Annotated in this window: 25 protein-coding genes and 1 pseudogene; 7 read left to right on the top strand and 19 right to left on the bottom strand. The window is 45.4% G+C overall.

Annotation, left to right across the window (positions count from 1 at the left end):
* The 3 genes from smc to NI467_RS08140 all read right to left on the bottom strand — a co-directional run bounded on the left by smc (position 1) and on the right by NI467_RS08140 (position 5,153).
* Entirely contained in the window at positions 1 to 3,453 is a 3,453-nt protein-coding gene (gene smc / locus NI467_RS08150) for a chromosome segregation protein SMC (RefSeq protein ID WP_253152230.1), read from the bottom strand.
* Between the two features lie 11 nt (positions 3,454 to 3,464).
* Positions 3,465 to 4,160 carry a GntR family transcriptional regulator gene (locus NI467_RS08145; protein WP_151205026.1) on the bottom strand — a complete coding sequence of 232 codons (696 nt, stop codon included), beginning with the start codon at positions 4,158 to 4,160 and terminating at the stop codon, positions 3,465 to 3,467.
* A 189-nt stretch (positions 4,161 to 4,349) separates the two neighbouring features.
* Positions 4,350 to 5,153: a sulfite exporter TauE/SafE family protein gene (locus tag NI467_RS08140; protein ID WP_174659390.1), complete on the bottom strand. Its 804-nt coding sequence runs from the start codon at positions 5,151 to 5,153 to the stop codon at positions 4,350 to 4,352.
* 27 nt (positions 5,154 to 5,180) lie between these two features.
* Here NI467_RS08140 and NI467_RS08135 point away from each other — a divergent pair, with 27 nt between their 5' ends.
* Both NI467_RS08135 and NI467_RS08130 read left to right on the top strand, forming a co-directional pair.
* A complete protein-coding gene (locus NI467_RS08135) occupies positions 5,181 to 5,936 on the top strand; it encodes a biotin--[acetyl-CoA-carboxylase] ligase (RefSeq protein ID WP_174659389.1) in 756 nt (251 codons plus the stop codon).
* Positions 5,937 to 5,950: 14 nt separating this feature from the next.
* Positions 5,951 to 6,691 (top strand): type III pantothenate kinase, encoded by a 741-nt coding sequence (locus NI467_RS08130; protein ID WP_151205023.1) that lies wholly within the window; start codon positions 5,951 to 5,953, stop codon positions 6,689 to 6,691.
* Here the strand turns inward: NI467_RS08130 and NI467_RS08125 are convergent.
* The 3 genes from NI467_RS08125 to ffh all read right to left on the bottom strand — a co-directional run bounded on the left by NI467_RS08125 (position 6,645) and on the right by ffh (position 9,570).
* A complete protein-coding gene (locus NI467_RS08125) occupies positions 6,645 to 7,250 on the bottom strand; it encodes an alpha/beta hydrolase (RefSeq protein ID WP_174659388.1) in 606 nt (201 codons plus the stop codon). The genes NI467_RS08130 and NI467_RS08125 overlap by 47 nt on opposite strands.
* A gap of 186 nt (positions 7,251 to 7,436) precedes the next feature.
* Positions 7,437 to 8,012: an alpha/beta hydrolase gene (locus NI467_RS08120; RefSeq protein WP_174659387.1), complete on the bottom strand. Its 576-nt coding sequence runs from the start codon at positions 8,010 to 8,012 to the stop codon at positions 7,437 to 7,439.
* 151 nt (positions 8,013 to 8,163) lie between these two features.
* The gene (ffh, locus tag NI467_RS08115) at positions 8,164 to 9,570 is read right to left on the bottom strand and encodes a signal recognition particle protein (RefSeq protein ID WP_151205020.1); all 1,407 of its coding nucleotides are present in this window, start codon (positions 9,568 to 9,570) and stop codon (positions 8,164 to 8,166) included.
* A 138-nt stretch (positions 9,571 to 9,708) separates the two neighbouring features.
* On the opposite strand from ffh, the gene NI467_RS08110 reads away from it, so the two are divergent.
* The 3 genes from NI467_RS08110 (at position 9,709) to NI467_RS08100 (ending at position 12,283) form a co-directional block, all read left to right on the top strand.
* Positions 9,709 to 10,518, top strand: a complete 810-nt coding sequence (locus NI467_RS08110) for an inner membrane protein YpjD (RefSeq protein ID WP_151205019.1) — start codon at positions 9,709 to 9,711, stop codon at positions 10,516 to 10,518.
* An 89-nt stretch (positions 10,519 to 10,607) separates the two neighbouring features.
* Positions 10,608 to 11,087 carry a hypothetical protein gene (locus NI467_RS08105; RefSeq protein ID WP_228723970.1) on the top strand — a complete coding sequence of 160 codons (480 nt, stop codon included), beginning with the start codon at positions 10,608 to 10,610 and terminating at the stop codon, positions 11,085 to 11,087.
* A 260-nt stretch (positions 11,088 to 11,347) separates the two neighbouring features.
* Entirely contained in the window at positions 11,348 to 12,283 is a 936-nt protein-coding gene (locus tag NI467_RS08100; RefSeq protein WP_174659386.1) for a tRNA-dihydrouridine synthase, read from the top strand.
* A gap of 52 nt (positions 12,284 to 12,335) precedes the next feature.
* On the opposite strand, the gene NI467_RS08095 is transcribed toward NI467_RS08100, so the two are convergent.
* The 4 genes from NI467_RS08095 to rpe form a co-directional block, all read right to left on the bottom strand.
* Positions 12,336 to 12,998, bottom strand: a complete 663-nt coding sequence (locus tag NI467_RS08095) for a nuclease-related domain-containing protein (protein ID WP_253152191.1) — start codon at positions 12,996 to 12,998, stop codon at positions 12,336 to 12,338.
* Positions 12,999 to 13,033: 35 nt separating this feature from the next.
* Positions 13,034 to 13,516, bottom strand: coding sequence for a methylated-DNA--[protein]-cysteine S-methyltransferase (locus tag NI467_RS08090; protein WP_253152189.1), 483 nt, complete (start codon positions 13,514 to 13,516; stop codon positions 13,034 to 13,036).
* A gap of 69 nt (positions 13,517 to 13,585) precedes the next feature.
* The gene (gene sugE / locus NI467_RS08085) at positions 13,586 to 13,903 is read right to left on the bottom strand and encodes a quaternary ammonium compound efflux SMR transporter SugE (protein ID WP_151204363.1); all 318 of its coding nucleotides are present in this window, start codon (positions 13,901 to 13,903) and stop codon (positions 13,586 to 13,588) included.
* Between the two features lie 628 nt (positions 13,904 to 14,531).
* Positions 14,532 to 15,218: a ribulose-phosphate 3-epimerase gene (gene rpe / locus NI467_RS08080; RefSeq protein ID WP_151204362.1), complete on the bottom strand. Its 687-nt coding sequence runs from the start codon at positions 15,216 to 15,218 to the stop codon at positions 14,532 to 14,534.
* A gap of 169 nt (positions 15,219 to 15,387) precedes the next feature.
* Between rpe and NI467_RS08075 the strand changes: the two are divergent.
* Positions 15,388 to 15,691: pseudogene (locus NI467_RS08075) on the top strand (DUF2218 domain-containing protein).
* On the opposite strand, the gene NI467_RS08070 reads toward NI467_RS08075, so the two are convergent.
* The 8 genes from NI467_RS08070 to NI467_RS08035 all read right to left on the bottom strand — a co-directional run bounded on the left by NI467_RS08070 (position 15,681) and on the right by NI467_RS08035 (position 22,178).
* The gene (locus NI467_RS08070) at positions 15,681 to 15,863 is read right to left on the bottom strand and encodes a hypothetical protein (protein ID WP_253152188.1); all 183 of its coding nucleotides are present in this window, start codon (positions 15,861 to 15,863) and stop codon (positions 15,681 to 15,683) included. The pseudogene NI467_RS08075 and the gene NI467_RS08070 sit on opposite strands and share 11 nt — an antisense overlap.
* 231 nt (positions 15,864 to 16,094) lie before the next feature.
* Positions 16,095 to 16,931, bottom strand: a complete 837-nt coding sequence (gene fghA, locus NI467_RS08065; RefSeq protein ID WP_174659381.1) for an S-formylglutathione hydrolase — start codon at positions 16,929 to 16,931, stop codon at positions 16,095 to 16,097.
* A gap of 44 nt (positions 16,932 to 16,975) precedes the next feature.
* Positions 16,976 to 18,358: a C13 family peptidase gene (locus tag NI467_RS08060; protein ID WP_151204358.1), complete on the bottom strand. Its 1,383-nt coding sequence runs from the start codon at positions 18,356 to 18,358 to the stop codon at positions 16,976 to 16,978.
* Positions 18,359 to 18,482: 124 nt separating this feature from the next.
* Positions 18,483 to 19,301, bottom strand: a complete 819-nt coding sequence (locus tag NI467_RS08055) for a class I SAM-dependent methyltransferase (RefSeq protein WP_253152186.1) — start codon at positions 19,299 to 19,301, stop codon at positions 18,483 to 18,485.
* Entirely contained in the window at positions 19,295 to 20,119 is an 825-nt protein-coding gene (locus NI467_RS08050) for an undecaprenyl-diphosphate phosphatase (protein ID WP_151204356.1), read from the bottom strand. Before NI467_RS08050 ends, NI467_RS08055 begins: the two co-directional genes overlap by 7 nt.
* A gap of 16 nt (positions 20,120 to 20,135) precedes the next feature.
* Positions 20,136 to 20,801, bottom strand: a complete 666-nt coding sequence (gene tsaB, locus NI467_RS08045) for a tRNA (adenosine(37)-N6)-threonylcarbamoyltransferase complex dimerization subunit type 1 TsaB (protein WP_253152184.1) — start codon at positions 20,799 to 20,801, stop codon at positions 20,136 to 20,138.
* A 217-nt stretch (positions 20,802 to 21,018) separates the two neighbouring features.
* A complete protein-coding gene (locus NI467_RS08040) occupies positions 21,019 to 21,549 on the bottom strand; it encodes a gamma carbonic anhydrase family protein (protein WP_151204354.1) in 531 nt (176 codons plus the stop codon).
* A 14-nt stretch (positions 21,550 to 21,563) separates the two neighbouring features.
* On the bottom strand, positions 21,564 to 22,178 hold the full coding sequence (locus NI467_RS08035; protein ID WP_151204353.1) for a CoA pyrophosphatase: 615 nt from the start codon (positions 22,176 to 22,178) through the stop codon (positions 21,564 to 21,566).
* Positions 22,179 to 22,300: 122 nt separating this feature from the next.
* Between NI467_RS08035 and NI467_RS08030 the strand changes: the two genes are divergently transcribed.
* Positions 22,301 to 22,849 carry an NUDIX hydrolase gene (locus tag NI467_RS08030; protein ID WP_174660547.1) on the top strand — a complete coding sequence of 183 codons (549 nt, stop codon included), beginning with the start codon at positions 22,301 to 22,303 and terminating at the stop codon, positions 22,847 to 22,849.
* Positions 22,850 to 23,293: 444 nt separating this feature from the next.
* Here the strand turns inward: NI467_RS08030 and NI467_RS08025 are convergent, their stop codons facing one another.
* Complete coding sequence (locus NI467_RS08025) at positions 23,294 to 25,237, bottom strand: hypothetical protein (RefSeq protein ID WP_174659378.1); 1,944 nt, start codon at positions 25,235 to 25,237, stop codon at positions 23,294 to 23,296.
* Position 25,238: the final 1 nt, after the last annotated feature.

Here is a 25,238-nt window from a genome sequence, read left to right as displayed (position 1 = left end):
TTATACCTCCGCAGCTAAGCCGTATTCTTTTGCCTGTTCCAAATTTACTGTCACTAGTTTTGATGTGCCCGGTTCAGGCATGGTTACACCTAACAGATCAGTCGCCATCATCATTGCAAGTTTGTTATGAGTAATATAAATAAATTGCACGTGTTCAGAAAGCTCTTTGACTAAATTACAAAAACGTCCCACGTTGGCATCATCCAGCGGTGCATCCACTTCATCCAGCACACAAAATGGCGCCGGATTTAAACGAAAAATCGCGAAGACCAAAGCCAATGCCGTGAGGGCCTTTTCACCACCAGACAGCAAAGCCAGCGAACTGTTGCGTTTGCCCGGGGGTCTTGCCATCAGTTTTACACCCGATTGCCATCCGTCTTCAAGACTCAAGCTGGCTTCACCGCCTTCAAACACTTTCGGGAACAGGTGTTGCAGCTCGGCATTGACCTGATCAAAAGTGTTCATAAACAGCTTACGGGTTTCCTGATCAATACTTTTCATGGCAGCTTGGAGCTGTTCCACTGTATTTTCTAGGTCCTGCATCTGGTGGCTGAGTTCCTCATAACGTCGGGAAACTTCTTCGTATTCTGCGGAAGCTGCCAGATTGACTGCGCCCAATTTGTCAAACTTAGCCTGGGCTTTTTCCAGCTTGGCCTGATGTGCCTGTACATCCAGCGTCAAACCGGAAATCATCTCACTATTCATTTCTTTTAGCTGTTCTGAATAATGCTGTAAATCTGATTTGGCTGCCTGCCAGGCCAGACGCTTCGCCTCCAGTTCGGTTCGGATTCTCTCATCCTGTTGTTGAAAGCGATGTCGCTGTTCTGTTAAATTTTGCTGTTTGTCCTGCAACTGCTTCAGTTCAAGCTGCCAGTCTGCCCAGGTGTTTTGCAGTTTTTCCGTGATCTGCGCCTGTTCCTTAAACTGGCTATGTAGCGCGGGTAATTCCAGCTGTACCGGATCAACAAACTTTTTGGCCTGCTCAATCTGGAGCGCAATTTGCTGATATTGCTGTTTTAAAAAGACCTGATCTTTTTCCAGTAATTCGAGCTGTTGCTGACTCTGGACACTTTGCCGGCGCAACAATTCCGCTTCCTGCTGTACCTGCTGGCTCAATTGCTGTGCATCTTCCAGCTGAGTATTCAGTTCTTCCAGCTGAAATTGCAGGGTTTTATACTGCGGAAGTGCCTGCTCCAATTTCAGGTTTAAAGCATGCAGATCAATTTCCAGATCATCTTTCTGCATGGCATCTTCTTCCAGCTGCTCTTCCAGCTGTTGCAATTGATTGTGTAACTGCTGCTTCTGTAGCGTAAAGGCCTGTGTCGCACTCTGGGCTTTGGCAATATTTAAATCAAGTTGTTGTAACTGTTTTTGCGCCTGCTTCTGCTGCTCACTACTCGCCTGAATCTGGTGATGTAGGGCTGCGATCTGTTGATTCAGCTCAGGGAGTTGCTGTTCCGCCTCTGTAAGCTGTGGTTCGAGCTCAGCAAGCTGCTGCTCAATCTCATCCAGACGAATACGATGACTGAGCGCACCCTGTCCGGCCTGACTATGTGCATCATAATCCAGCGCAATGACCCAGTCTGGCCCTACATGGTAACCATCCAGACTCAGGATCGACTGACCCGGCTGTAACTGCGGTTGCAGGCTTAAAGCGGCATGAAAAGATTCGGCAACGGCGACCTGCTGCCAGAGTGAATAATGGGGCGCGGCAATCCAGTCCGCCAGACATGGCAAGCCGGCGATTTGTATCTGGAGCTGCACCGTTTGCGTCTTGAGCTGACGTGCATGATTCTCTAAAAAATACTCATCTTGTGTCAGCACTTGAGCCGAGAGCCATTTGGCCAGAAACTTCTCGATCAAAGCGGCATGGACTTTGGCCGCAGGCTGAAGCTTTAAGACCTGCATGAGCTGTACCCTATCGGTCTTGACCGGTGGATGGGCTTTGGTCAGTAACTGGCTCAGGTTTTTCCGTTCTGAATGCAGCACCTGAATTTCCGATTTCAGCCGCATCAGACGCTGTTGATGCGTGGCCTGTTGTGCCTGAAGTTGCTCGAGTTGAGTTTTGAATTCTTGCAGCCGGGCTTCATGGCCTGCAAGCTGCTGTTCAGCCTGGGCTCTATCTTGCTGATCATATTCCAGCTCATCCTGCTGTACTTGCTGCTGAATCTGGCTAACTTGCTGAGCCAAGGTCTGTTTTTGCTGCTCGATACGGGCAATATTTTTTGCCAGCTGTTCGCTTTGCGCCAGCATCTGTAATTGACGCTGTTGTTGCTGCTCTACCTGGGTTTTAATTTGCGTAAATTGGGCCGCGACTGCTGCTTGCTGAGATTTAAGCTCTGCCAGCTGCTGCGTTTGATTCTGCTTCTGGCCTTCCTGTTGGTGTAGCTGTACTGTCTGTTCTTCAAGCTGTGCTTGCAGGGTTTCCAGTTGTAGTTCAGTCAACTGTAGCCGTTCTTTGGTCTGGGCTTTTTGCTCTTCCAGTTTGATTAGACTATTGGAGTTCTGCTGCAACAGGGATTGCTTCTGCTGCAAAGTCATTTCCAGTTCACTGCGCTTTTTTTCAGCCTGCTGCCATTCGCTTTGTAGCGGTGTAGATTGTTGGATCAGGCGCTGGAACAGCTCGCTGGTGGTTCCCAAGTCATGCTCGACCGTCGTCAGCTCTGAACGGACCAGCTTGAAACTTTCACCCAGTTCATTCATCTGCACCGTGTATTCTTCTTGCAGGCGCTGGCTCTGCTCCGACTGGAACGAAAGCACTTCAACCCTGATCCGGCGAATCTCTGCTTCCAGCTCTTTATATTGAATCGCGGTTTCGGACTGGCGTTTCAGGGTTTTTAGCTGAGCTTTCAGTTCAGCAGCAATATCTTCCAGACGGGACAGGTTTTGTGTAGTGTGGTCCAGATGCAGCATGGTTTCGCGGCGACGGGCCTGATAACGCGAAACGCCAGCAGCCTCCTCAATAAAGACCCGCATTTCTTCCGGCTTGGCATCGACCAGACGGTTAATCATGCCCTGTTCAATAATGGCATAGGAACGTGGTCCCAGACCGGTCCCCAGAAAAATATCGGTAATATCACGACGGCGACATTTGCTGCCATTCAGGAAATATTCAGACTTGCCATCCCGGTTGACTTGTCGCCGTACAGCCAGCTCACTATAGGCATTATAAGCCCCGCCCAGCTTGCCATAAGTATTGTCAAAACGTAATTCTACACTGGCCATGCCTACTGGTTTACGCTTGGCGGTTCCGGTAAAAATCACATCCTGCATGCTGCCACCACGCAACTGGCGGGCACTAGATTCACCCATGACCCAGCGAATGGCATCAATCACATTGGATTTCCCACAACCATTGGGCCCGACCACCGCAGTACGATTATCTTTAAAGTGTAGCGTGGTGCTGTCAGCAAAAGATTTGAAGCCTGAAAGTTTTAAGCTGCTTAAACGCATAGTGTCCTGATTTAACGTCGTGAGCGTCTGGCCCACGCGAGTTCAATTTGTTTCATCCGTGTCAGAGATTCCAACACAAGGTTGCGTAAGTGTCGACAAAAATCTTCCATAAATAAAGAGGCCTGATGTGATTTTCGGATTAAAATTGCTTCAGTAACCAGCTTAAACAGCTCGAAAGATTCTTGTAGCTCACGTCTGGAAATATTCAGGGTCAGAAAATAGCTACGGCGCAAGGAGGGTAATAGTTCCTGGTAGTAGCGCATCAGATAAGGATTTCCCACCATTTCCGGTTGCTGGGCCATCCCCTGAAAGATTAAATCATAAAACTTTTCAGTATGACCTTGGCGAGTTTCGGCTTCCAATTGTTCTAATAATAGCTGAATACGCTCAGCTTCATGGCTACGCCAGCTTTCAGCCATACGATGCACCATCTGCCCCAGAAGCAAGGCACTCATTTCAAATAGGGCACGTACCTGCAAAGCGGACATTTCCGAGACCATCGCTCCGCGGCGCGGGAAGATTTCAATCAATTGGGTGCGTTCCAGTAAAAGCAGGGCTTCACGCACTGAACCGCGGCTAGCGTCCAGCTCCGATGCAATTCTAAGTTCCTGAATCCGCTCGCCTTCGACCAGCTCGCCCCGGATGATCTGTTCACTGATGTGCTTGGCAATCTGTACAGATAAACTGTGTGCTTCTTGTTGTTGCATACCGTTCCTGTCTTATTTTTATTGATGCAAATGGAGTCATTCTGAATAACTTTCATTGATTAAACGGTTTTTTTGTAGGAAATACTTTGACATTGTCAGACAATCTTGTGTCTGTACAGCCAATCCAGCCCGATAAAAAGGAGAATACAAGTCGATTCTCCTGATCAAGTTTGGTTTAAAAGAGACAAATCAGGCAATAAAGCCCTGATAGATAAAATATAGCCCGACTGTGGTCAGCAAGCCGGCAAAACATTTTTTGAGCATCGCTGGTGACAATCGATGTGCCACTTTTGCACCCTGCTTTGCGGTAAAGAAGCTCATCAGGCTAATCCCGATAAAAGCATAGATATGGATATAACCGATGGTATTCGCTACATTGACCTGTGCCTGCTGTCCAAACCAGATAAAACCGATCGCTCCGGCAAGTGCAATAGGGAGTCCGCAGGCCGCTGAGGTCGCGACTGCTTTTTGTATCGCGACGCCGCAACGATTTAAAAAAGGTACCGTCAGACTGCCTCCCCCAATTCCGAAAATCGCTGAAGCCACCCCAATCCCTGCACCTGCTGCAAGTTGTAGGGGGGCCGAAGGCAGCTGCTGGTTCGGATTAATCTGTATATGGGCACCCCTAAACATTCTGAAAGCGACCCAGACGGCGAAGAAGCCGATTAAGAGTTGCAGGCCCTGAGCGGATAAATAATCGGCAATTCCCGCTCCGAAAAATGAGCCCACGATCAGACCGGGAGCCAGATTACGAAACACATGCCACAAAACGGCACCTTTTTGATGATGTGCCATCACCGAACTGATCGAAGTGACAATAATTGTGGCCAGAGAAGTGCCTACTGCCATATGCATAATCACGCCTGGATCGTACTGGAGCTGGGTAAAAACAATGTACAGGATGGGTACAATGATCAGACCACCACCGACACCAAACAGGCCTGCGGCGAATCCTGCGATTGCACCAATCAATAAATATATGATTAACTCCATAACGACATTTACCACGTTTAGATTCAAATGGATGTAGAAACTCGCGAACTGCAGCAACGTTTAAGCGATGCAGGCCAACTCCCTGAAGTGTTATTAATCAAGCCCGTGACCACATCAACCAATGATGATGTACGCGAACTGGCCAGCAAAAATGTACAACACGTACTGGTCTGTAGCCGGGTGCAAACCCAGGGGCGCGGACAACGCCAGCGTCAGTGGGTCTCGCCTGAAGGAAATATCTATTTAAGCACATTGCTACATACACAAAAAGCAATAGATGGCCGTCTGGCGCTGGAAATTGCGTTAAATATCCTGCAAATGCCGAGCCTGCAAGGACTGAATCTTCAAGTCAAATGGCCCAATGACCTGTATAGCCCCCAAGGTAAATGGGGCGGCATTCTAGTGGAACCGATTTCAACCCGGCAAGTAGTAGTCGGTGTTGGCCTGAATATTGATCCTCTCTCTGCCGAGATACCCGACCAGCAGGTCAGTTCTTTAAGCGAGTTGGGATTGACGCAGACCTCAAGAGTGGAACTGATTGCCCAGCTTTATCTGGCGATCCAGCAGGCCGGTCAATGGTTTAATTATGACTGCCAAAATCTGGCGGCGCGTTTTAACCGTTCTGCAGCATTTATACAACAAACGGTTGAATTCACGGATCTGCAAGGGCAGTATTCAGGAACTTTTCTGGGCATTCAGGATGATGGTGCAGTAAAAATTGCCACCAGTCAGGGTGTTCAAGCTTTTTATCAGGGTCAACTTCGCCTTAAAAACCCTACCTGAACAGAGCAAGCTCTATGAAAAAACTATGGCTAGATATCGGCAATACCCGGCTTAAATACTGGATCACCGAGCAGGATCAGATTATTGAGCATGCGGCTGAATTGCATTTACAGTCTCCCACTGACCTGTTGCTTGGACTGATCCAGCATTTTAAAGAGCTAGGCTTGCAGCAAGTCGGCGTTTCTTCAGTTCAGGATAAAAAAAGTAATGACCGTATTCTAAAAATACTCAAGAAGCTGAATGTACCTGTCATCTGTGCCAAAGTGCAGGCTGAATATGCAGGATTGCACTGCGGTTATGACCAGCCATCCCAGCTCGGCATCGACCGCTGGCTGCAAGTGCTCGCAGTCGCCAAATCAGCTGAACAAAATTATTGTGTGATCAGCTGTGGCACTGCCTTGACCATTGATCTGACCCAGGGCCAATATCATCTCGGGGGCTATATTCTGCCGAACCTGTATTTGCAACGCGATTCCCTGATTCAAAATACCAAGGGCATTAAAATTCCGGATGCTGCCTTTGAGGAGCTTTCTCCGGGACGCAATACCATTGATGCCGTACATCATGGCATTTTGCTGGGGCTGCTCAGTACCATTCAAAAAGTACTGGAACATTTTCCGGCACAATTGATCCTGACCGGTGGCGATGCTCCCTTATTTGCCCAACATTTGGTACAGTTTGACCCTGTGATTGAACCGGATCTGCTGCTTAAAGGCCTACAGCACTTTGCAGACCATTTGCCAGAAAACGTATGATCACAGTGAGTAACTGAGGAAAATCAGTATAACTGTCCCGTTTACAAAAATGGCCTGCTTCCCTGATTTCAAAAATTTGAGCGTTCAGGGTATGAGCCAGCCGCAGTGAAACTGGTGCAGGCACATAAGGGTCATTGCTGGACACAAACATTACTGCCCGCTGATAATGTTGCGGTAATCCCCTAAAGTTTAATCGTACTGTCTGAATCATTTTATTTAATTCAGACCAAGCCACCAAGGGCGTATCAAAACCCGCCACTATAGCCAATCCTCCAATTTTTTGTTCTTGAAAGCCCGGCTGTTTTTGCAAAAACTGTAAGACACTCAAAGCACTAAACCCATGAGCCACAATAATGCTGTGTTCATCCAGCTGCGGCATCTGCACTTGCAGGTTTTGCTGCCATTCGTCCAGATCGGGTTGAAATGGATTGGCCAGTATGACGCGCTTGGCCTGAAATCCGGCTCTCCTGATCTGATGGCTAAGCCATGGATACCAGTGATCATTAATCGTGGCTTGATAGTCGGGTACGATATACACTTTTTTTATTCTATGGGTCATGGTGATTGACTTATTTTAAATTTTAAAGAAAGCAGACGATTCGCTGCTGTATTCATTTTTATTATTTAGAAAAGAGCATGCCAACAGTGCTGGCTTCTGCTCTGCATACTTTTTGTCTATAGATTAGCTTCTATATAAATCATGTATCTAAAGCCTTTAAGCTCTAAATCAGCAAGTGAGCACAGTTTAATCAGATGGAATTTTAGTTAAATAAGGTTCAATTACCCGCCAGACTTCAGGCAGTTCTGTACAGCCTTGAGAATTAATAAAATGTCCCTGATGCTCGGCACTGATCACGATAGCATCCAGACTTTCTGCCTGCTCTAAACTAAATTCAGGCAATACCCGGTCATCAGCTTCCGAATAAATCACCACACGCTCGTCAATCTGACGTTTCAGTCTCTCAAAATCTACCTGAGCGGCATCAATAAAAGGGTCCACTTCCTCTAAACGCCCGAGCCGGCCATTAAAACCGGCAACCAGCACCAGCTGTCTGATTCTCTGATTTTTTAGTTCACGGCTTAAATAATGCAAGGTGGCCAGACAGCCCAGACTATGCGCAATGAAAATACTGTTTTCATCTATTCCATCAATCTGTTCACGCATCTGCTGATCCCAGGTTTCCAGCTTTGGCGTCGTTGACGGGTCCAGTTTCAAGACTTTTAAACTTACCTGTTGTTGCCGAGCTTTTTCCTGAATCCATGGAAACCAGTTTTCTTCCGGGCTGGCCGTATAACCATGCACCACAATCACCTGAGCCATCTGCATTTTGCCTTTATTTATTTTAATGCTGTCGAGTCTGCCTGATTTTATCGAGGATTTGGGTAAGCAAATGTTGTTTTGTTTAAACAAAAGCGCAAGAAAAACCAGCCCATAAAAAAGGCGCATTGCGCGCCTTTTTTATTTCAACACCTTACTTTTTATCATTGCCGCCGAACAGTGGACCCATGCCACCGCCGCCTCCAAACTGTTTCTGTAAACCGCTGAGTGATTTCATCATTTTTGCCATACCCGACGGATTGGCAAATTTCTTCATCATTTTTGCCATTTGTGCATGTTGCTTGATCAGCTTGTTCACTTCTGACACTTCCATGCCACAACCTGCTGCAATACGCTTTTTACGGCTGGGATTCATCAGCTCCGGATTACGGCGCTCCTTGATGGTCATCGACTGGATAATCGCTTCCATTTTCTTCACTTGCTTTTCAGGATTCGCCTGCGCAATCGCATCTTGAAGTCCTGCATTGCTCATGCCCGGAAGTTTATCCAGAAAGCCCATCATGCCGCCCATCTTGTTCATCTGCTCGAATTGCATCAGCATGTCTTCAAAGTTGAAGCTGCCGCCTTTTTGCAATTTCTTCGCCATTTTTTCGGCTTTTTCTTTGTCGATCTTGCGTTCAACTTCTTCGACCAAAGACAGCACGTCACCCATGCCAAGAATACGCTGTGCCACACGCTCCGGATGGAATGGCTCCAGAGCATCCAGCTTTTCACCCATCCCGAGGAACTTGATCGGTTTACCAGTAATGGCACGTACCGAAAGTGCCGCACCACCACGCGCATCACCATCCGTCTTGGTCAGAATCACACCGGTCAAAGGCAAGGCATCGTTAAAAGCTTTGGCAGTATTGGCCGCATCCTGACCGGTCATGGCATCGACCACGAACAGGGTTTCAGTCGGGTTAATCGCTGCGTGTAGCTCTTTAATTTCATCCATCATGTCATCATCGATATGCAGACGTCCTGCGGTATCGACAATGAGCACATCAGCAAACTGGATTTTTGCCTGCTCAATAGCACGGTTGGCAATGGTAATTGGTTTTTCGTCAGCATTTGACTCTAAGAAGATTGCGCCAACTTCACCGGCAACAGTCTGAAGCTGCTTAATCGCCGCCGGACGATAGACGTCGGCAGAGACCATCGCGACTTTTTTCTTTTGACGTTCTTGCAAGAAGCGTGCAAGTTTGGCTGCAGTGGTGGTTTTACCCGCACCCTGCAAACCGGCCAGCAGCACAACCACCGGGGGTTTAGCAGCCAGGTCAAGGCTTTCATTGGCCTCGCCCATCATTTTGGTCAATTCGTCATAGACAATTTTGACGAAGGCTTGCCCTGGGGATAACTGAGTCATCACTTCCTGGCCCAATGCTTCTTCCTTAACTTTCGCGATAAATTCACGAGTTACAGGTAACGCAACGTCGGCTTCAAGAAGTGCCATACGTACTTCACGTAACGTATCTTTAATATTGTCTTCGGTTAGCTGCCCTGAGCCAGTAACATTTCTTAAACTCTGTGTGAGTCGTTCTGTTAAGGTATCAAACATTGCAAAATCCGCTTAAAATAGCCAGTAGCAAAAAATTGTTTCTTAAAATAGAAAATTTATGCATAGAATGCTATAGGATACTGTAGTTCGCAGCGAATTTATATAAATGAATATTCATCACCCTTAAAAAGGTTTGACATGGTTAGCCTCCCCTTGGTTTATACGATCTTAGCATTAGTCGCTTATACCGCTTCCTTCTGGTATCTGTTCATTCACTTGATGGCTAAACGTGCTCCAAATCAATGGTTTGTTGGCCTGACGGCCTTGGTGGGACTACTACTGCATGCGCTGGTGGTCTCCGGCGATATGTATACGCCACTGGGGATCAATTATGATGTTTTTGCCCTGTTTTCCTTTACCTCGGGGTTGATGTTACTGCTGAGTATTATCTATAGCACATATCGGCCAATTATTGCGCTAAACCTGATTGGTATTCCGGTGGCTGCTACCGGGTTAATTCTGGGTTTTGCCTTTACCCAGCCCGCCAAAATTACTGTACAAAACTCTTTGGGGCTGGATATTCATATTATCCTGTCTCTGTCTGCCTATGCCGTGCTGCTGATGGCCACCATTCAGGCAGTTATTCTGCGTTTTCAGGACCGTGAACTGAAAAAGAAACAGAAACGCCGGGTCTGGGTCAATTTATTGCCCTCTTATCAGGATATGGAATCTTTGCTATTCGATATGCTGATGACCGGCTTCATTTTGCTGACACTGGCACTAAGCTTTGGTTTCTTTACCATTGATAATTTCTTTGCCCAGCATCTGGCACATAAAACGGTGTTTAGTATTATTTCCTGGCTGGTTTATGGTGCCCTGCTTATTGGACACTGGAAATTTGGCTGGCGCGGTCAGAAAGCGGTGCGTTTTACCCTGATTGGCTTTGGTCTGCTGGCACTGGGCTTTATTGGCTCCAAGTTTGTACTGGAAATGATTTTGGTACGCTAACCGAAAGCCAACATTATATCTAAGTGTTGTCATGAGACGGTCATATTCAAAAATTATGGTCAAAGTGCATTAAAAATACCCTAAGGTTCATGATGATAAAAGTCATTTCAGGTTTAGCACTTCTTTGTTTATCGAGCGCAAGTTTCGCAGATTATCACTGTCACGGTAGCATTAAAGATCGTACGATTGATGACAATGTCAGTATCAGTCAACACTGTCAGATTGATAATGCCACGATTAAAGGCAATGTCATGCTGTATCAGGGTGCACAAGTAGTGATTTTAAATACGGCGATTGATGGCAATCTGGAATCGAAAGGACGTTTTAGCTCGGTTCTGGCACAACATAACCAGATCGACGGCAATATCCAGCTAGAAGATGGTCAGACAATTCAGCTTACTGCCAATCAGGTAGAAGGCGATATCCAGCTGAAAAAGAATACCCAAAAAATTACTGTAAATGACAATGTGGTAGACGGTAATTTGCAATGCGAATCTAACCGGATTCAACCGATCGGTGGTAATAACCGAGTCAATGGTGACAAAGAAGGTCAATGTCGCCGTTTATAATTCTGATCAAGACTTGGCTTGTGCTTGAATCAGCTTAAGCCAAGTTTTAAATGCCTTTAATCTTAATCCCCATTTATGATTAATCAAGTAACAACTATTTTGTAAATTAAGCGGGATGTAATTATCAGACATCCTTTTCTTAGTTTTGGTCTTCGCTACAATCACGCTGGCTGTCAGTTAACTGGTAAACATTTAGATTGGCTAGACAACCCTAGTAAAAAAACGTATAACTCCATTTTTCGAATTTACAGGTAGCCACGTTGAAACTTGTTCTTGCACCCATGGAAGGCTTAACCGATCCGATTATGCGCGATGTACTAACATCCGTAGGTAGCTTTGACTGGTGTGTCACCGAGTTTATCCGCGTCACCGACTCCATCCTGCCCGATCATGTTTATCATACCTATTGCCCGGAACTGTTAAATGAGGGCAAAACTGCTGCCGGCACGCCGGTCCATGTGCAGTTTCTGGGCAATAACCCGGAGATGTTGGCAGCGAATGCCGTCAAAGTGGCCGCAATGGGCGCACCGGCAATTGACCTGAATTTTGGTTGTCCGGCAAAAACCGTGAACCGTCATCGTGGTGGGTCGATTTTACTGGATGAACCTGAAGTTGTGCATGAGTTAGTCAAAGCTGTGCGTGATGCCGTTCCTGCACACATTCCAGTATCGGCCAAAATGCGCTTAGGCTACATGGATCGCAATTTCATGCTGGACAATGCGCATGCCATTGAAGATGCGGGAGCGTCTTGGGTCACTGTTCATGCGCGTACCAAAGCCGATGGCTATACTCCGCCTGCATTCTGGGATCAGTTACAGCCGATTCGTGAGGCACTCAAGATCAATGTTATTGCCAATGGTGAAATCTGGAACAATGCCGATGCCAAGCAATGCCGTTTGGAGTCGGGCTGTGAAGACCTGATGATTGGTCGCGGTGCAGTCACCACACCCGACTTGACTCAATGTATCCGTCAAAATTCGGATATGCCGTTACTGAACTGGAATGACCTGCTGCAACTGCAAATTCGTTTTATCAATGGGCCGGCAAAAACTGAAATTGGCATGGTTGGCCGCTACAAGCAATGGCTGGGCATGATGTCGAAACATTATCCGGAAGCCAAAGCCTTATGGGATGAAGTAAAACGGATTAAGGTTCTGGCCGAGATTACCGAAAAACTGAAAGCTTCAAATATTTAAAACCCAAAAGCCTTTGAATGATTCAAAGGCTTTTTGATGAGCCCATAAAAACCTATAACTGCTTACGCTGCTTTAAATTTTCTACGTGTTCCCGATTGGTTTTCCAGGATTTTTTTAAAACTTCTTTTTCTAGTCGCAGTTGTATCCGTTTTAATTTCATTCCCGAAATCATCGGCTGATCAAAACTTTTCACGTAGTCGGTCCAACCTGCCCCCCGAAATACCTGAGGTGGCATCGGCGTTTTAAACACGGCATCCGGCATAAATACAATCACCGAATGCAAAAGATCTGGTTCCACACTATCTGCCAGCAGCTGCTCTAGAACCTTAATATGTTTATAGTTCTGATGAATCGGATTTTGAAATTTATAACTGTTTTTATAGATTTTCTGGGTCCAGATTTTTTGTCGCTCGTTTCCAAATATCCAGCCTTTATAGTTTTTGGTTTCAATCACAAATATTCCGTAAGGACTTAATAACAGGTGATCAATTTGTGTGGTTCCGCCCTCCCCATCCGGCAAGGTCAGATCATTCAGCAGCAGATATTGCGGATCTTTCAGATAAAGTTTGGCATGCATAGCAACGGTAAACTCTCCCAGCTTTCCTTTCAGAAAGGGCTTGAATAATTTAAAAATCATCACACCAAAGAAAAGCAGAAGAATCCACCCTATATTTGACCAGAGTGAGCCAAATATCGATATTGTAGAATTTTCCATATTTTAATTATTCAATTATTTTAGATACTTAAAGCTTAATGTTTTTGTTCAATATTTAACAGAATTTCTTTTTTGTCCAGGCCGCCCGCGAATCCGACCAGCTTGCTGCTACTGCCAATCACGCGATGACAAGGCGCAATAATCGAAATCGGATTTTTACCATTGGCTGCCCCGACAGCACGCACCGCTTTACTGTTGCCAATCTGCTCGGCAATGTCACGATAGCTTCGGGTCTGACCATAGGGAATATTCAGCAAGGCCTGCCAGACTTTTTTCTGAAAATCAGTCCCGATAAATTCTAAAGGTACGTCAAAGGCACTGCGCTGACCGGAGAAATACTCCTGCAATTGGCGTCTGGTTTCAATTAATACCGGATGTTGCAGGCCCTCCACCAGTGACGCCAATTTAAACCAATGGGGCATTTCGCCATCCCAGAGTACAGCCACCAGTGCCGTTTCATGTGCCACCAGTCGCAACTGCCCTACAGGTGAATCCATATTCAGATAACTCAGCTGCATGACCATACTCCTCTAAAATGAAGTGTTCTCTTATTCATTTTAATGGAATTTTGAAACGTGCGACAGGCTTTAAGATGAAGATAATTTCATCAACACAAGACCGGAAATAATCAGCACCGCTGCCAGCATGCGCATGGCAGTAGCCGGCTCACCCAGAATAAACACCCCAACCAGAAATGAGCCAACGGCTCCAATTCCAGTCCAGATGGTATAAGCCGTCCCCAAGGGCAATGTGCGCATGGCATACGCCAGTAGCACAAAACTCAGCACCATAAAAAACAGCGTGACAAGACTTGGGGTGAGCCGGGTAAATCCGTCAGACAATTTCATTGAATATGCCCACACGATTTCAAATAAACCCGCAAGAATTAAGATGATCCAGGCCATTTCGCCTTCCTCCTATATGACAGAGTCAGGCCGTCCTGACGATTTTTCCTGTTAATTTCCATTTAAATAAGCAACTAACAAGGGAGGTCGTTCCTCCTGAATAAGGAAAATAGAGGCTATACAATCCAGTTTCTAGAACTGTAATTTTTACAAAACCTGACTAAAAGAGAGCTAATTTAACCCTGCCTTACTCAAATACTCAAGACAGAGCTTTACATTCAACTTATGCTGAATCTGGAGAAATACCCAGTTACTCTTTCCAATTTAATTTTATTAAAAATAAAACTCACAGTTATCCGCAAATTATTAAGTAATACATATCAATTAAATTTAAAGAATAGTGTGGAGATCTTATATGATTCAAGCCAGACCCTATACTTTTTGACTACTTTTTGACTCGCCTAAATACTCATAACTGGTGAATAAACACTCACCGAATTAAAGGCATACGCTGTATAAAAAGAACTCCAATCGAATTCTTTTTATACTTTTTTTGTCTAATAAGCAATCAAACGAGTCACAAATGTTTACATTTTATGCAACTTATCCATATGGTTATCAACATAGATATCTACACACTTATCCATAAAGTTATCCACAGATTTATGCACTTTAAACATTCTAACGATTAAAGTTGAACCTGTCCGACTTTAGCAAGTTCTGCACGCATTTCATCAATCACAGCTTTATAATCCGGTTTACCAAAGATAGCTGAGCCTGCAACAAACATATCGGCACCTGCTTCCGCAATTTCACGAATATTCGCAGGCCCCACTCCTCCGTCCACTTCCAGACGAATATCACGACCTGAGGCCTCAATCAGCTGACGAGCCTGACGCAGCTTGTCCAAGGTCATTGGAATAAACTTCTGTCCACCAAATCCCGGGTTCACACTCATGAGCAGGATCTGATCAACCTTGTCCATGACATAATCCAGATAATGCAACGGCGTGGCCGGGTTAAAGACCAGACCTGCTTTTGCACCGCCCGATTTGATCAGCTGCAAGGAACGATCGATATGGTCAGAAGCTTCTGGATGAAAGGTAATAATATCCGCACCTGCTTCAAGAAAATCCCCGATCATACGATCAACCGGCTTGACCATCAAATGCACATCAATAGGCGCCTGAATGCCATAGTTTTTTAGAGCTTTACATACGCCTGCACCAAAGGTCAGGTTCGGTACATAATGATTGTCCATCACATCAAAATGAACCACATCTGCCCCAGCGGCTAAGACATTTTCCACTTCTTCCCCTAAACGGGCAAAATCGGCAGACAGAATTGAGGGGGCAATTAAATAAGGTTTGGACATGGAAGAACCTGATGAGCTGAAATTGGATGTGCCTCATTATAGCAAATCCAGTCCGGCGACTGTGCTCTTGATGTTGCAAGAATAAAACACTGTGTCACGCTGATAAGCTTATAACTTGATCAGGACTTGGTTTAAAGTGCAGGATAATGATGAATAGTGTAGAAAACTGATGAAAAGTATTGCCCATATCCAGACGCAACAAGCTTCACGAATTGCCAAACGCCTGGCTAATCACTGGAAACATAAATTTAATATTGATGAAACCGAACAAAATTTCCTGATTCATTTTCCAGGTGCAGAAGTGAGTCTGACACCCGAGGCAGATCATCTTACCGTAACGATTCAAAGCACAGATGAATCTACTGACTGAATAAACTTGAAAATGTGTTCTGGATCATCTGATCCGTATGGGACAGGAGCCACTGACTGCCGAGTGGCAGTACCATGACTCCGATAAAAAATTTAAGGAGTAAGTTGGGCGTGTTCCTGCTCAAAAGCTTTGACTGCCTGAATGCGTTCAGCAGTTGCCGGATGGCTGCTCAGAAAATCCCCGAGAGATTTTTCAGCCGGATTTTTTCCATCTTGTTGCTGATGCCAGCCGTTCAAGGAAATGAGCAAAGTGTCGGGGCGAAATATGCTGCTCATGTAAGGCATTTAAAGCATAACCGCTGGACAGTGCCTAAGCCTAGGCTGCTGACGCGAGGCTCAACTGGAAAAGATAAGGTCCCGGAATCTTCAAAAGAAGACTGAATATTGCTTGAGTTTTGCATGAATTATCCTGGTTTTTATTATAAGAATTGATTCCTAAGAACATGGGCCACGCTCTAATTGGGCCCATGCTATTTTTTCTTTTAGTTATATAAGCCTTAAAGTCACTTAAGGTTGTAATTGTACCGCATGAAACTGCAAATGATCATCGATAAAACTTTGAATAAAGTAATAGCCATGATCATATCCCGGATGTTCACGTAGTGTGAGTTTCTGCTGCACACTGTCACAGGCCTGCTGAAACAGCGCCGGATTCAGCTGATTATAGAACTGATCAGAAGAACCCTGATCAATCAGAATATCATTAAATAAAACCCCTTTGGCTTTGATCAGCTCAGTTGCATCATGTTGCTGCCATTCAGCCCGGTTCTCACCCAAGTAATGGCTAAAGGCTTTTTCTCCCCATGGACACTGACTTGGCGCACAGATCGGGGCAAATGCCGAGACAGAGCTAAATTTTTCAGGATATTTAAAAGCCAGGGTAAGCGCGCCATGTCCACCCATACTATGACCGAAAATCCCGATTTTGCCTGGCTGAATCACAAACTCATCACTCACCAGCTGGTAAAGCTCATCTACGATAAAGCTTTCCATCTGATAATGCTCAGCCCAAGGTGTCTGGGTTGCATTGATATAAAATCCGGCACCTTGACCAATATCCCAGTTGTCGCCTTCTGCCACCCCTTCTCCACGTGGTGAGGTATCCGGAGTAATCAGAATCAGGCCCAATTGTGCCGCCAAACGCTGTGCATGAGCCTTAATTGCAAAAGTTTCCTCAGTACAGGTCAGGCCAGCAAGGTAAAACAGTGCTGGACAGCTCTCCCCGGCCAGCGCTTGAGGCGGCAGAAAAATTCCAAATCTGGTCGGGGTTTTTAAGGTTTTGCAATCAAAACGATAAATCCGCTGTTCACCGTCGAAGCTTCTATTGTTCTGTACAAGTTCCATGCTATATCCCTATTCTGCTTGCAGACCTGCTGCGAAAAAAATATTTAAGGAGACTGTTTCACGGTTGTCATCTCTGGAAATAACTGCTGCTCCAGTTGCGGCAACATCAGTTCCATATTCTTGCCAATCATCCACTGCGGTTCTGATGGCTCAAAACCTTGAGCAGACTCCCATTTGGCTACTGTATTTGCGGCCTGTTCAAAAGACGCTTTTAAACTGCTGTTCTCACGCATGGCTTCATCAAAAAACGCGCGACCAAAATAAGTATAGTCGGCTTCATTCGAACAGCCAAAAGACTGGCGGTCCGCCGCAGAAGCAGTAATAACCAGAGTATTATCATTTTGCAAGGCTGAGACAAAGCTTCCTGAGAAACAGGCGGAAATGACAATCACCCGCCAGCGAATGCCGGAAGCATCCAGCGTCTCGCGTAACCATTTCGGATCGACCTGTGCCAGATCCAAAGGTGCATTTTCCATTTCAAAAGTATTTGGCAAACCATGAGAGGTCATATACAAAAACAGCACATCACTTTCACGGTTCATCTGCTGGCCAATGCGGCGTAGCGCCAACTCCATACTGGTTCTGGAGGCAATCGGTATCTGGGTGCGGGTCGCTGGATGATTCACCAGGGCAATGGAACGGCCATAGGTACCAAAACGGGTATCAAACTGTTCTTTAATCCGCTCGATTTCCGAATAAAACACATCCTGGTAACTGGCGCCAGCAATCCCCATAAAATACCAGTGCGACTGGGCAAACTCACCATACTGAATATTGTCCAGCGCTTTATTCAGCAGCGTCGGCTGTGCATAAAAGGCATCTTCTGCAAAACTTGGCGGAGTTTCCTCCACTTTCCAGATCGGCTGGTCCTTAATCGAAATCTGCCAGACCACCAGAGTAAATAAAGTGGCCAGTATAATCAGCGCCCGTTCCCACCATGGCCATTGCAGCTCACGCGAGATCACCCAGACCACTGCCAGACTTTGCCAGACAAACAGCACCACAAATAGGGTCGGAATATACGGATACAACACATAAGGCAGATAATCGATATCCCCGAGATACTGAATCAGAGATTGAAACAGCATGATATGCGTATCGAGTACCAGCCATAACAAGGCCGGCACCAGCATCAAACGTGGATTATTAATCCGCTGGGACAGAAAAATCCCGACAATCAGGGCAATAAAAGGCCAGAGCGCATAGCTGATCAGACCTTGCGAGTTAAAATCACCAATACGGCCAGAACTCAGCCAGCTAAACAGGCTGTTGGCACAGCCACCCAAAACTCCCCAAAACACCAGCTGGACAATGGAAGGACGCACCAGCTGCAACGAGCGTCGCGATCCTAAAAATAACCATACTCCAGCCATTTGGTTGCTTTTAAAATCATGCCAAAAATTAATGGAGGGTTTAAAGTCGATCATAGGAGGTCAGGGAGATAAATAGCTCGCTCAAGTGTTGAATAAGTGTATGTCTGATAATAGTTTTATCAATGCCAGTTGTTACATATATAACAAATCCTTGATTAATTTAGAAGCAGTTATCATATTAAGCTACAAGTTCATGCTGAAAATATGCATCAAAACGGCAAGCATCACCTTGCCACTGATGATCTGGCTGTTTGCCCGCCAAAAAAACCGCCAGACGCGGACGTTTTACCACCACCCGTTTTGCAATATCCTGTGCCAGTTCCAGCAGATGATCGCCCAGATCCATTTCTCCATCTTCTGGCAGTAGCAGGTGCAAGAGCTGCATCTGCTTTTTGACCTGTGCCTTCTTTTTGGGCGCTTGCTGGTTCTGGTCACGCTGTGGAAACATCGGGTCCAGATACACCACATCGACCAGGTTTTTCTGTTCCACCCGGGATTTTAAATAATCTGCCGAGTCAGAAAAAACCAGATGAATACGCGCAACCACCTGACTCAAAAAGGTATCCTGACGGGCACGGATATGGCTGTCTTCCAGCAGGGTAAATAAAATCGGGTGCCGCTCTACCAGAGTGACTTGGGCACCTAAATGTGCCATTAACAGGCTGTCATGACCCAAACCCGCCGTCGCATCAATCAGAAACGGTTTTTCTGCCAGATTACAGGCACGGGCGATCATTTCCGACTTTAAAGATGCACGCTTTAAACGGGCCGTTTCGGCCTGCCAGTCAGGCTGCATTTTCATGCCATTGGCACATAGCCACAAGCCGTCCACATCGACACACAGACCAAGCTCGGGATGTAAACGGAGAAAGCGAGCATTTAGTTGTTCTACTGTTACAATTTCAGTCTCTACTCCACGAGAAGAAAGCACAGCCTCAAAGTGCTGTGCTTTCTCTACATGGTCAGATTCGGTATAGAGACGAATCTGGTTTACCATAATGTCCAACCTGTATAGGCAAATAACAAGATCAGCAGCCCGGATACAATCCGGTACCAGGCAAAGATCATGAAATCGCGTTTGGCTACATATGCCACCAAAGCACGGATTAATAGCAAGGCCGAAACAAAGGACACCAAAATCCCGACTGCCAGCACGACCCAGTCTTCGGTGGTATGGAAAACCCCATAGCTTTGATACAGGTCGAGCAGACCCGCCCCCACAATCACCGGAATTCCCAGAAAGAAAGAAAACTCGGTTGCCGCCTTACGCGATACACCGAGGAACATCGCCCCAATAATGGTCGCACCCGAGCGTGAAGTGCCCGGTATCAAGGACAAAACCTGAATCAGTCCGATCCAGACCGCATCTTTAATAGTCAGATCTTCCACCTCTTTGGCGCGCACCTGCGGAGGATTCTTTTCGATCCAGATAATGATCAGGCCACCCACAATCAGCCCAATGGCAATCGCAATATTGTTAAATAACAGCTCTTTGACAGTTTGTCCCAAAGTCAGACCGACCAGCACAATCGGAATAGAAGCCAGTATCAATCCAATACCCAAACGGCGTCCCTGAGGTTCGCCACTTACAATCCCGGTCGCCGCACCCCAGAGTCGGGTCCAGTATTCATAAATAACTGCAGCAATTGCTCCCATCTGAATGGCAATCACAAATACATCACTTTTTTCTTTGCTCCAGAAGTTCATTAACTCTGAAGCCAAAATCAGATGCCCAGTACTGGAAATAGGCAAAAACTCGGTAATACCTTCGACTATACCCATGATTGCCGCTTTGAGCAGCAGTAAAAGATCCATGCTTAATCCTAATTAATTATGCTTTGCCTTGTTCTGGAATTTTTTTCCACGCGTTCTCACGTAAATAAACAGGTAATGCTAATTCTGCACTGACCCAGTTTTCATTTTTTGCTGCCGCACGTGCAATGACTGCAATATCCTGTGCAGTTGCACTCACTGTTTTATAATCAGACTGTTCATTTTGAACCAGCTCGACACCTGAACCTACTGGCATAAATATGGCAGCCTTAGCCCCATCGGCATAACTTAATAATTGTTCTTCATGGACTGGCTGCATAATGCCTGCATCATCAAGCCGATAGCTAGCAATGTAAACTTCGTTCATGCGCGCATCCAGCACAGCAGAGACTTCGGTTAGCCCCTGCAAACGATAAGCTGCCTGTGCTAAAGCCTGTAAAGTCGAGACAGGAATCACTGGCAAGTCATTTGACCAGGCCAGGGCTTGAGTCACTGCTGCATTAATCCGGACGCCACTAAATGAACCCGGTCCACGGCTAAAAGCAATCGCGGTGAGATCAGCTACAGCTAGTCCCAACTCGTTCAAGCCTTGTTCAATCATGGGAAGAATGGTTTGCGTTTGTGCCTTGGCGCGCGCATCCAGCTGAAAAAATAACGTTTGAGTATCATCAATCACAGAAACGGAACACTGCTCATTGGCAGTTTCCAGTGCCAGCACTTTCATGCACACCCTTATTCAGAGAATATAAAAACGCAGATATAATACTCCACTGCTATCTTCTAGGCGAGATTTTCACGAGCAGGATACAAAAATGCCTAGAAAAATCTAGGCTTATTGGAGAGTATGCTTATCCTTTTGTGCTGCGAACAAAGCGATGCCTGATCCACAGCCCAATCTATTTATGACGTGTTAACAGCTCTAAGTTTGATAAAATTTTGAATTAGAGCTGAACTTCTTCCAGAGCCTGGAATTTCGGAAAATGCCCGGCATAATGCATCGCGCTCATTTTCAGCTTTTGAATACTGGCTTCATCCAGAGTCTTGACAACCTTGCCAGGAGATCCCATCACGACCGAATTGTCAGGAATTACTTTGCCTTCCGGAATCAAGGCATTGGCGCCAATAATACAATTCTTACCAATCACTGCATGGTTCAGGATCACGGCCTGAATCCCGATCAGGCTATTCTCGCCAATGGTACAGCCGTGCAACATCGCCTGATGACCAATGGTGACATAATTGCCGATATGCATCTCAATGCCCGCATCAGTATGTAGCACAGCATTTTCCTGTACATTGGTAAAATCCCCCAAATGAATTTTACTGTTATCTGCACGGACCACTGCACCAAACCAGATGCTAACCTGCTTGCCGAGTTCGACCTGCCCGATCACTGTCGCAGTCGGGGCAACCCAACCGTCCCACGGTTGATGCAGTGCTTGAGGCATATGTCCCTGAAACTTGTATAACATGGCTGAAATCCTGTTCAATAGTTAAAAAATTTGGAGCGTGTAAACACAGGTGAATTCAGTAAAAATGGCCAGTCTTTTTTATAATCCAAACCATACTGAAATAATGAAATCAACATACGCGCCGTCAGGCCCCAGACAATTTCATTCTCCACCCGCATACTCGGAAAATATAAGGACTGCTGAGCAAAGCGCACTTCATAAGGTATCGGCTGGGCATCCAGCAAATGCTGTAAAGAAACAAAAAATATCCGGTCAATTTCTGAAGGTTGAGCAATCAGCTCAACCTGTGGTGGAATCAGTCCGACAATCGGTTTGACCAGCATGCCATTTCGGGCTTTTTGCATGGGCAGGTCACCCATTAAATGTACATCAAAAGGGCTGAGTGCCGTTTCCTCATAGGCTTCTCGCAGAGCCACGACAATATTACTGGTATCCTGTGGATCACGTTTCCCGCCTGGAAAGGAAACTTCTCCGGCATGACTATTCAGATAAGCCGAACGGCGTGTCAGTAATACTTTGGGATTAGCTTCATCTGTAATAGCAATCAACACAGCAGCATGTGCAATCTGAATACGTTTGGAAAAACGTAAACGTTGCTGTAACTTTTGTGTCAATTCCAGCTCATGCATTGATTTTTCTCCTGATAAGGATGATTTCATCATAGCTGATTTTTGATTCAACTGGATAGAAATGATGCCAAAATTTGATTTTTCAGTTATCCTGACCTTACCCAGTATCATTGATGATGAATATGAACTTCTGTGTGAATTGTGGACATACGACAACAGATAAAATTCCTTTAGGCGACCAGCAGCTTCGCAAGGTATGTACCACCTGTGGATATATTCATTACATCAACCCCAAAATTATTTGTGGTGCCTTGGTGGTCTGGGAAAACAAAGTCTTGCTCTGCCGCCGTGCAATCGAACCACGTTATGGTTTATGGACTTTACCCGCCGGCTATATGGAACTGTTTGAGACCATGGAACAAGGGGCAGCGCGAGAAACTCGTGAAGAAGCCGAGGCTGAAATCGAGATTGAACAGTTGTACTGTATGTATAATATTCCGCGGATTGGCCAGATTTATGTCCTGTTTAAGTCCACCCTGCTTAATGGAAAATTTGGCGCGGGTGAAGAAACCATCGAAAGCCAACTGTTTGAGGAAGAAAATATTCCCTGGTCGGAACTGGCCTTTCCAAGTGTAGAGCAGACACTTCGGCATTATTTTGAAGACCGTAAAACTCATCATTTCCCGCTGCATCTGGAAACTCTCGGTACACGTCTGGATCACACCGGTTAAATGATAAAGTCGGAAAATCAGTAAAAAATTTGGCTTAAAATGAAGCGTGATCAGTAAGAAACCTTAGAAATATTTTTTTATTTTCCCTAACAAACGCTTATTTTTCTAATATATTCAAAAACTTGAATTAAATAAATTATTTTTTCAGCAAAATAAAAACCTCTCATCTACACCAAAAATCTCTGCAAAAGCCAACATCTGTTCTTAGCTTTTATGGATGTCAAAACCGCACTATGACCCTCAACTCTTACACTTATTCTAGAAACCGTCATTTTTAATATAAGTCCACTTTATATTTCAAAATACAGTGGTACTTTCTGGATCGAATTATAAATGAGGTTTTTGAACAGCTACTTTCAGGAACCTCAAACAAAAAATGCCAGTCAATTTTTTTTCACTGACTGGCATCCTGCTTTAAGACAGGTTACTTATCTATAACTTTTATTATCCATTGGTCTTCGCCTTAACCTGATAACACTCAGCCAGTCTAAAAGAGACTTCTCCACCACTATATTTCGCCACCTCGATATCAGCAGGGCTCTCATCCGTATTATTGTTATTATAAATTTTCTGGAAGCTGGCATAGGTATTGGCCCAACCAACATTTTCTCCAGCAGAGTTAGCGAAACTGACCCGTCCTGTTTGTCCAACTGGTGTACTCAGCACATGGTTTAAATTCAGTAGCGCTCCCCCGACCACAATCAGATCAGCTGAATTACTTGAACCTTGAATACTCGAGTTCAGTCCAATCAAGGCTCCATTCAATGAAGCAAACACCGGATCTGCGAAGATCAAACGCATGGATACCGTTTTATCCTGGGTAAAAGCACGCCCCAAAGTCCCGAGTCGGTATTGTTGCACGCCTCTTTCATCCAAAAGATTATTTGCCAAGATGTCCCCTATACAACCATTCACTGGATCAGTCGAAAGTTGGGTGGCTGACTGACGGTTGGTACGCACATTGCCATTACTGTCAATCATAATTCCGACTGTCACCGGATCAACACTGCTCTCTGTAAATTTAAACTCCAGATTACCGTACATTGGAAAGATATAGCTCTCTCCTGGGCGAACATTTTCAACTGTTTTAAAAACCTGCCGGTCCAGATAACTGATTGGATAAATCTTATAAAGATCTACGCTTCCCCTATAATCTTCACTGTCCGCATTCATACGCCATAAGCCTAAGCTTGCACGGTCATTGTCATCTAAACTGGTTTTACCAGTGATCAGTTTATAGAAATTTTCTTTTCCAGCCATCACATAATCACTGAGCAAACGCCCCTGATAAACCTCAAGTTGGCTCTCATTATTTGCCTCTTTATGCCCAATATTCATTTTATAATTTGAAATAGTCTTAGTTGCAGGGTGAATCCATGAGGTCTGAGGATTTGCGGTCATCTGCTGGGGTTTGACTTTACGGATTAACTCGGCATTGATTCCTCCGAGTGAACTCAGATTACTATCAGCAAGCTTTAACTGGCTATCGCGCCATTGCAGTCCACTGCCGAAAGTATAGCCTTGACGATCGGTAATCAACATGAAATGACCAAACAAGTATTTATTTGTTTTATCTTTAATATCACAACTTGGTTTATTACATCCCGTCAGGCCATCTGAACCCGAGAACTGATTGCCGATAATCCCGGATGTGGAGAATAAAGAAAATTCTGGCTGATAGACCGCAGCATTGGCAATATTGGCTAACTTTTCCACCACCTTAAATGCCTGCTCATCACTAATCTTGCTAATATCCAGTGCCGGTTTCAGGATTTCTACAAAGTCAGTATCCGTCAATTTAATATTTTTGCTGAGCTGATCCAGGGCTTTACGACTATCTTCGATATAGAGCGGCTGTACATCTGTCGGATTATAAATATTCCCTTGATCTAGTGCCATGGTCTGCCAGATTTTCACCAGTTTCATCGCTACCTGAACCGTGGCATCCGAAGGTTTCAACTCATATACAGATCGGCCAGTAATACCTTTGGCAATATCCAGAACACCCAAGCGTGGAAGCTGGCTGGTCGTGCTCAAGCTCAGAAACTCACCCAGTTTAATTGATCCAAGCTCAATCTTACGTCCACCATGACTCTCAATATAAAATTCCACATGATCTGTTTTCCGGCAGCTTCCTGAAGCCACTCCATCGCGTACATTAAACAAAGTAATAAACTTATTTTCTTTGTCTCCGCTACAATTAAAATTCAGACCATCTAATGGATATTCAAGCCCCCATTCCAGACAGTTACTTGCTGTAGGATTACAAGAGCCGTTGGTTGTCGCTTCCTCGGGTTCTGGTATGACGTTGGCGCTTTCTCCTCCGCAGGCGGTTAAAGCCATCACCAGGGTAGTTAAAGCAAATGGATATAATAAATTCTTTTTCATT

Source organism: Acinetobacter sp. S4397-1 (genome assembly GCF_024129285.1).
Lineage (GTDB): Bacteria > Pseudomonadota > Gammaproteobacteria > Pseudomonadales > Moraxellaceae > Acinetobacter > Acinetobacter lwoffii_C.
This window is presented reverse-complemented; position numbering and strand designations above follow the sequence as displayed.

What these genes read in the sequence shown, in the direction of transcription:
- NI467_RS08060 (WP_151204358.1), bottom strand. Translation starts at nt 18,358, where the DNA reads ATGATCGACTTTAAACCCTCCATTAATTTTTGGCATGATTTTAAAAGC.
- NI467_RS08110 (WP_151205019.1), top strand. Translation starts at nt 9,709, where the DNA reads ATGGTTAGCCTCCCCTTGGTTTATACGATCTTAGCATTAGTCGCTTAT.
- NI467_RS08135 (WP_174659389.1), top strand. Translation starts at nt 5,181, where the DNA reads ATGGATGTAGAAACTCGCGAACTGCAGCAACGTTTAAGCGATGCAGGC.
- NI467_RS08095 (WP_253152191.1), bottom strand. Translation starts at nt 12,998, where the DNA reads ATGGAAAATTCTACAATATCGATATTTGGCTCACTCTGGTCAAATATA.
- NI467_RS08040 (WP_151204354.1), bottom strand. Translation starts at nt 21,549, where the DNA reads ATGTTATACAAGTTTCAGGGACATATGCCTCAAGCACTGCATCAACCG.
- NI467_RS08125 (WP_174659388.1), bottom strand. Translation starts at nt 7,250, where the DNA reads ATGACCCATAGAATAAAAAAAGTGTATATCGTACCCGACTATCAAGCC.
- NI467_RS08035 (WP_151204353.1), bottom strand. Translation starts at nt 22,178, where the DNA reads ATGCATGAGCTGGAATTGACACAAAAGTTACAGCAACGTTTACGTTTT.
- smc (WP_253152230.1), bottom strand. Translation starts at nt 3,453, where the DNA reads ATGCGTTTAAGCAGCTTAAAACTTTCAGGCTTCAAATCTTTTGCTGAC.
- NI467_RS08070 (WP_253152188.1), bottom strand. Translation starts at nt 15,863, where the DNA reads ATGAGCAGCATATTTCGCCCCGACACTTTGCTCATTTCCTTGAACGGC.
- tsaB (WP_253152184.1), bottom strand. Translation starts at nt 20,801, where the DNA reads ATGAAAGTGCTGGCACTGGAAACTGCCAATGAGCAGTGTTCCGTTTCT.
- ffh (WP_151205020.1), bottom strand. Translation starts at nt 9,570, where the DNA reads ATGTTTGATACCTTAACAGAACGACTCACACAGAGTTTAAGAAATGTT.
- rpe (WP_151204362.1), bottom strand. Translation starts at nt 15,218, where the DNA reads ATGTCCAAACCTTATTTAATTGCCCCCTCAATTCTGTCTGCCGATTTT.
- NI467_RS08055 (WP_253152186.1), bottom strand. Translation starts at nt 19,301, where the DNA reads ATGGTAAACCAGATTCGTCTCTATACCGAATCTGACCATGTAGAGAAA.
- NI467_RS08140 (WP_174659390.1), bottom strand. Translation starts at nt 5,153, where the DNA reads ATGGAGTTAATCATATATTTATTGATTGGTGCAATCGCAGGATTCGCC.
- NI467_RS08145 (WP_151205026.1), bottom strand. Translation starts at nt 4,160, where the DNA reads ATGCAACAACAAGAAGCACACAGTTTATCTGTACAGATTGCCAAGCAC.
- NI467_RS08030 (WP_174660547.1), top strand. Translation starts at nt 22,301, where the DNA reads ATGAACTTCTGTGTGAATTGTGGACATACGACAACAGATAAAATTCCT.
- NI467_RS08025 (WP_174659378.1), bottom strand. Translation starts at nt 25,237, where the DNA reads ATGAAAAAGAATTTATTATATCCATTTGCTTTAACTACCCTGGTGATG.
- NI467_RS08050 (WP_151204356.1), bottom strand. Translation starts at nt 20,119, where the DNA reads ATGGATCTTTTACTGCTGCTCAAAGCGGCAATCATGGGTATAGTCGAA.
- sugE (WP_151204363.1), bottom strand. Translation starts at nt 13,903, where the DNA reads ATGGCCTGGATCATCTTAATTCTTGCGGGTTTATTTGAAATCGTGTGG.
- NI467_RS08130 (WP_151205023.1), top strand. Translation starts at nt 5,951, where the DNA reads ATGAAAAAACTATGGCTAGATATCGGCAATACCCGGCTTAAATACTGG.
- NI467_RS08120 (WP_174659387.1), bottom strand. Translation starts at nt 8,012, where the DNA reads ATGGCTCAGGTGATTGTGGTGCATGGTTATACGGCCAGCCCGGAAGAA.
- fghA (WP_174659381.1), bottom strand. Translation starts at nt 16,931, where the DNA reads ATGGAACTTGTACAGAACAATAGAAGCTTCGACGGTGAACAGCGGATT.
- NI467_RS08090 (WP_253152189.1), bottom strand. Translation starts at nt 13,516, where the DNA reads ATGCAGCTGAGTTATCTGAATATGGATTCACCTGTAGGGCAGTTGCGA.
- NI467_RS08105 (WP_228723970.1), top strand. Translation starts at nt 10,608, where the DNA reads ATGATGATAAAAGTCATTTCAGGTTTAGCACTTCTTTGTTTATCGAGC.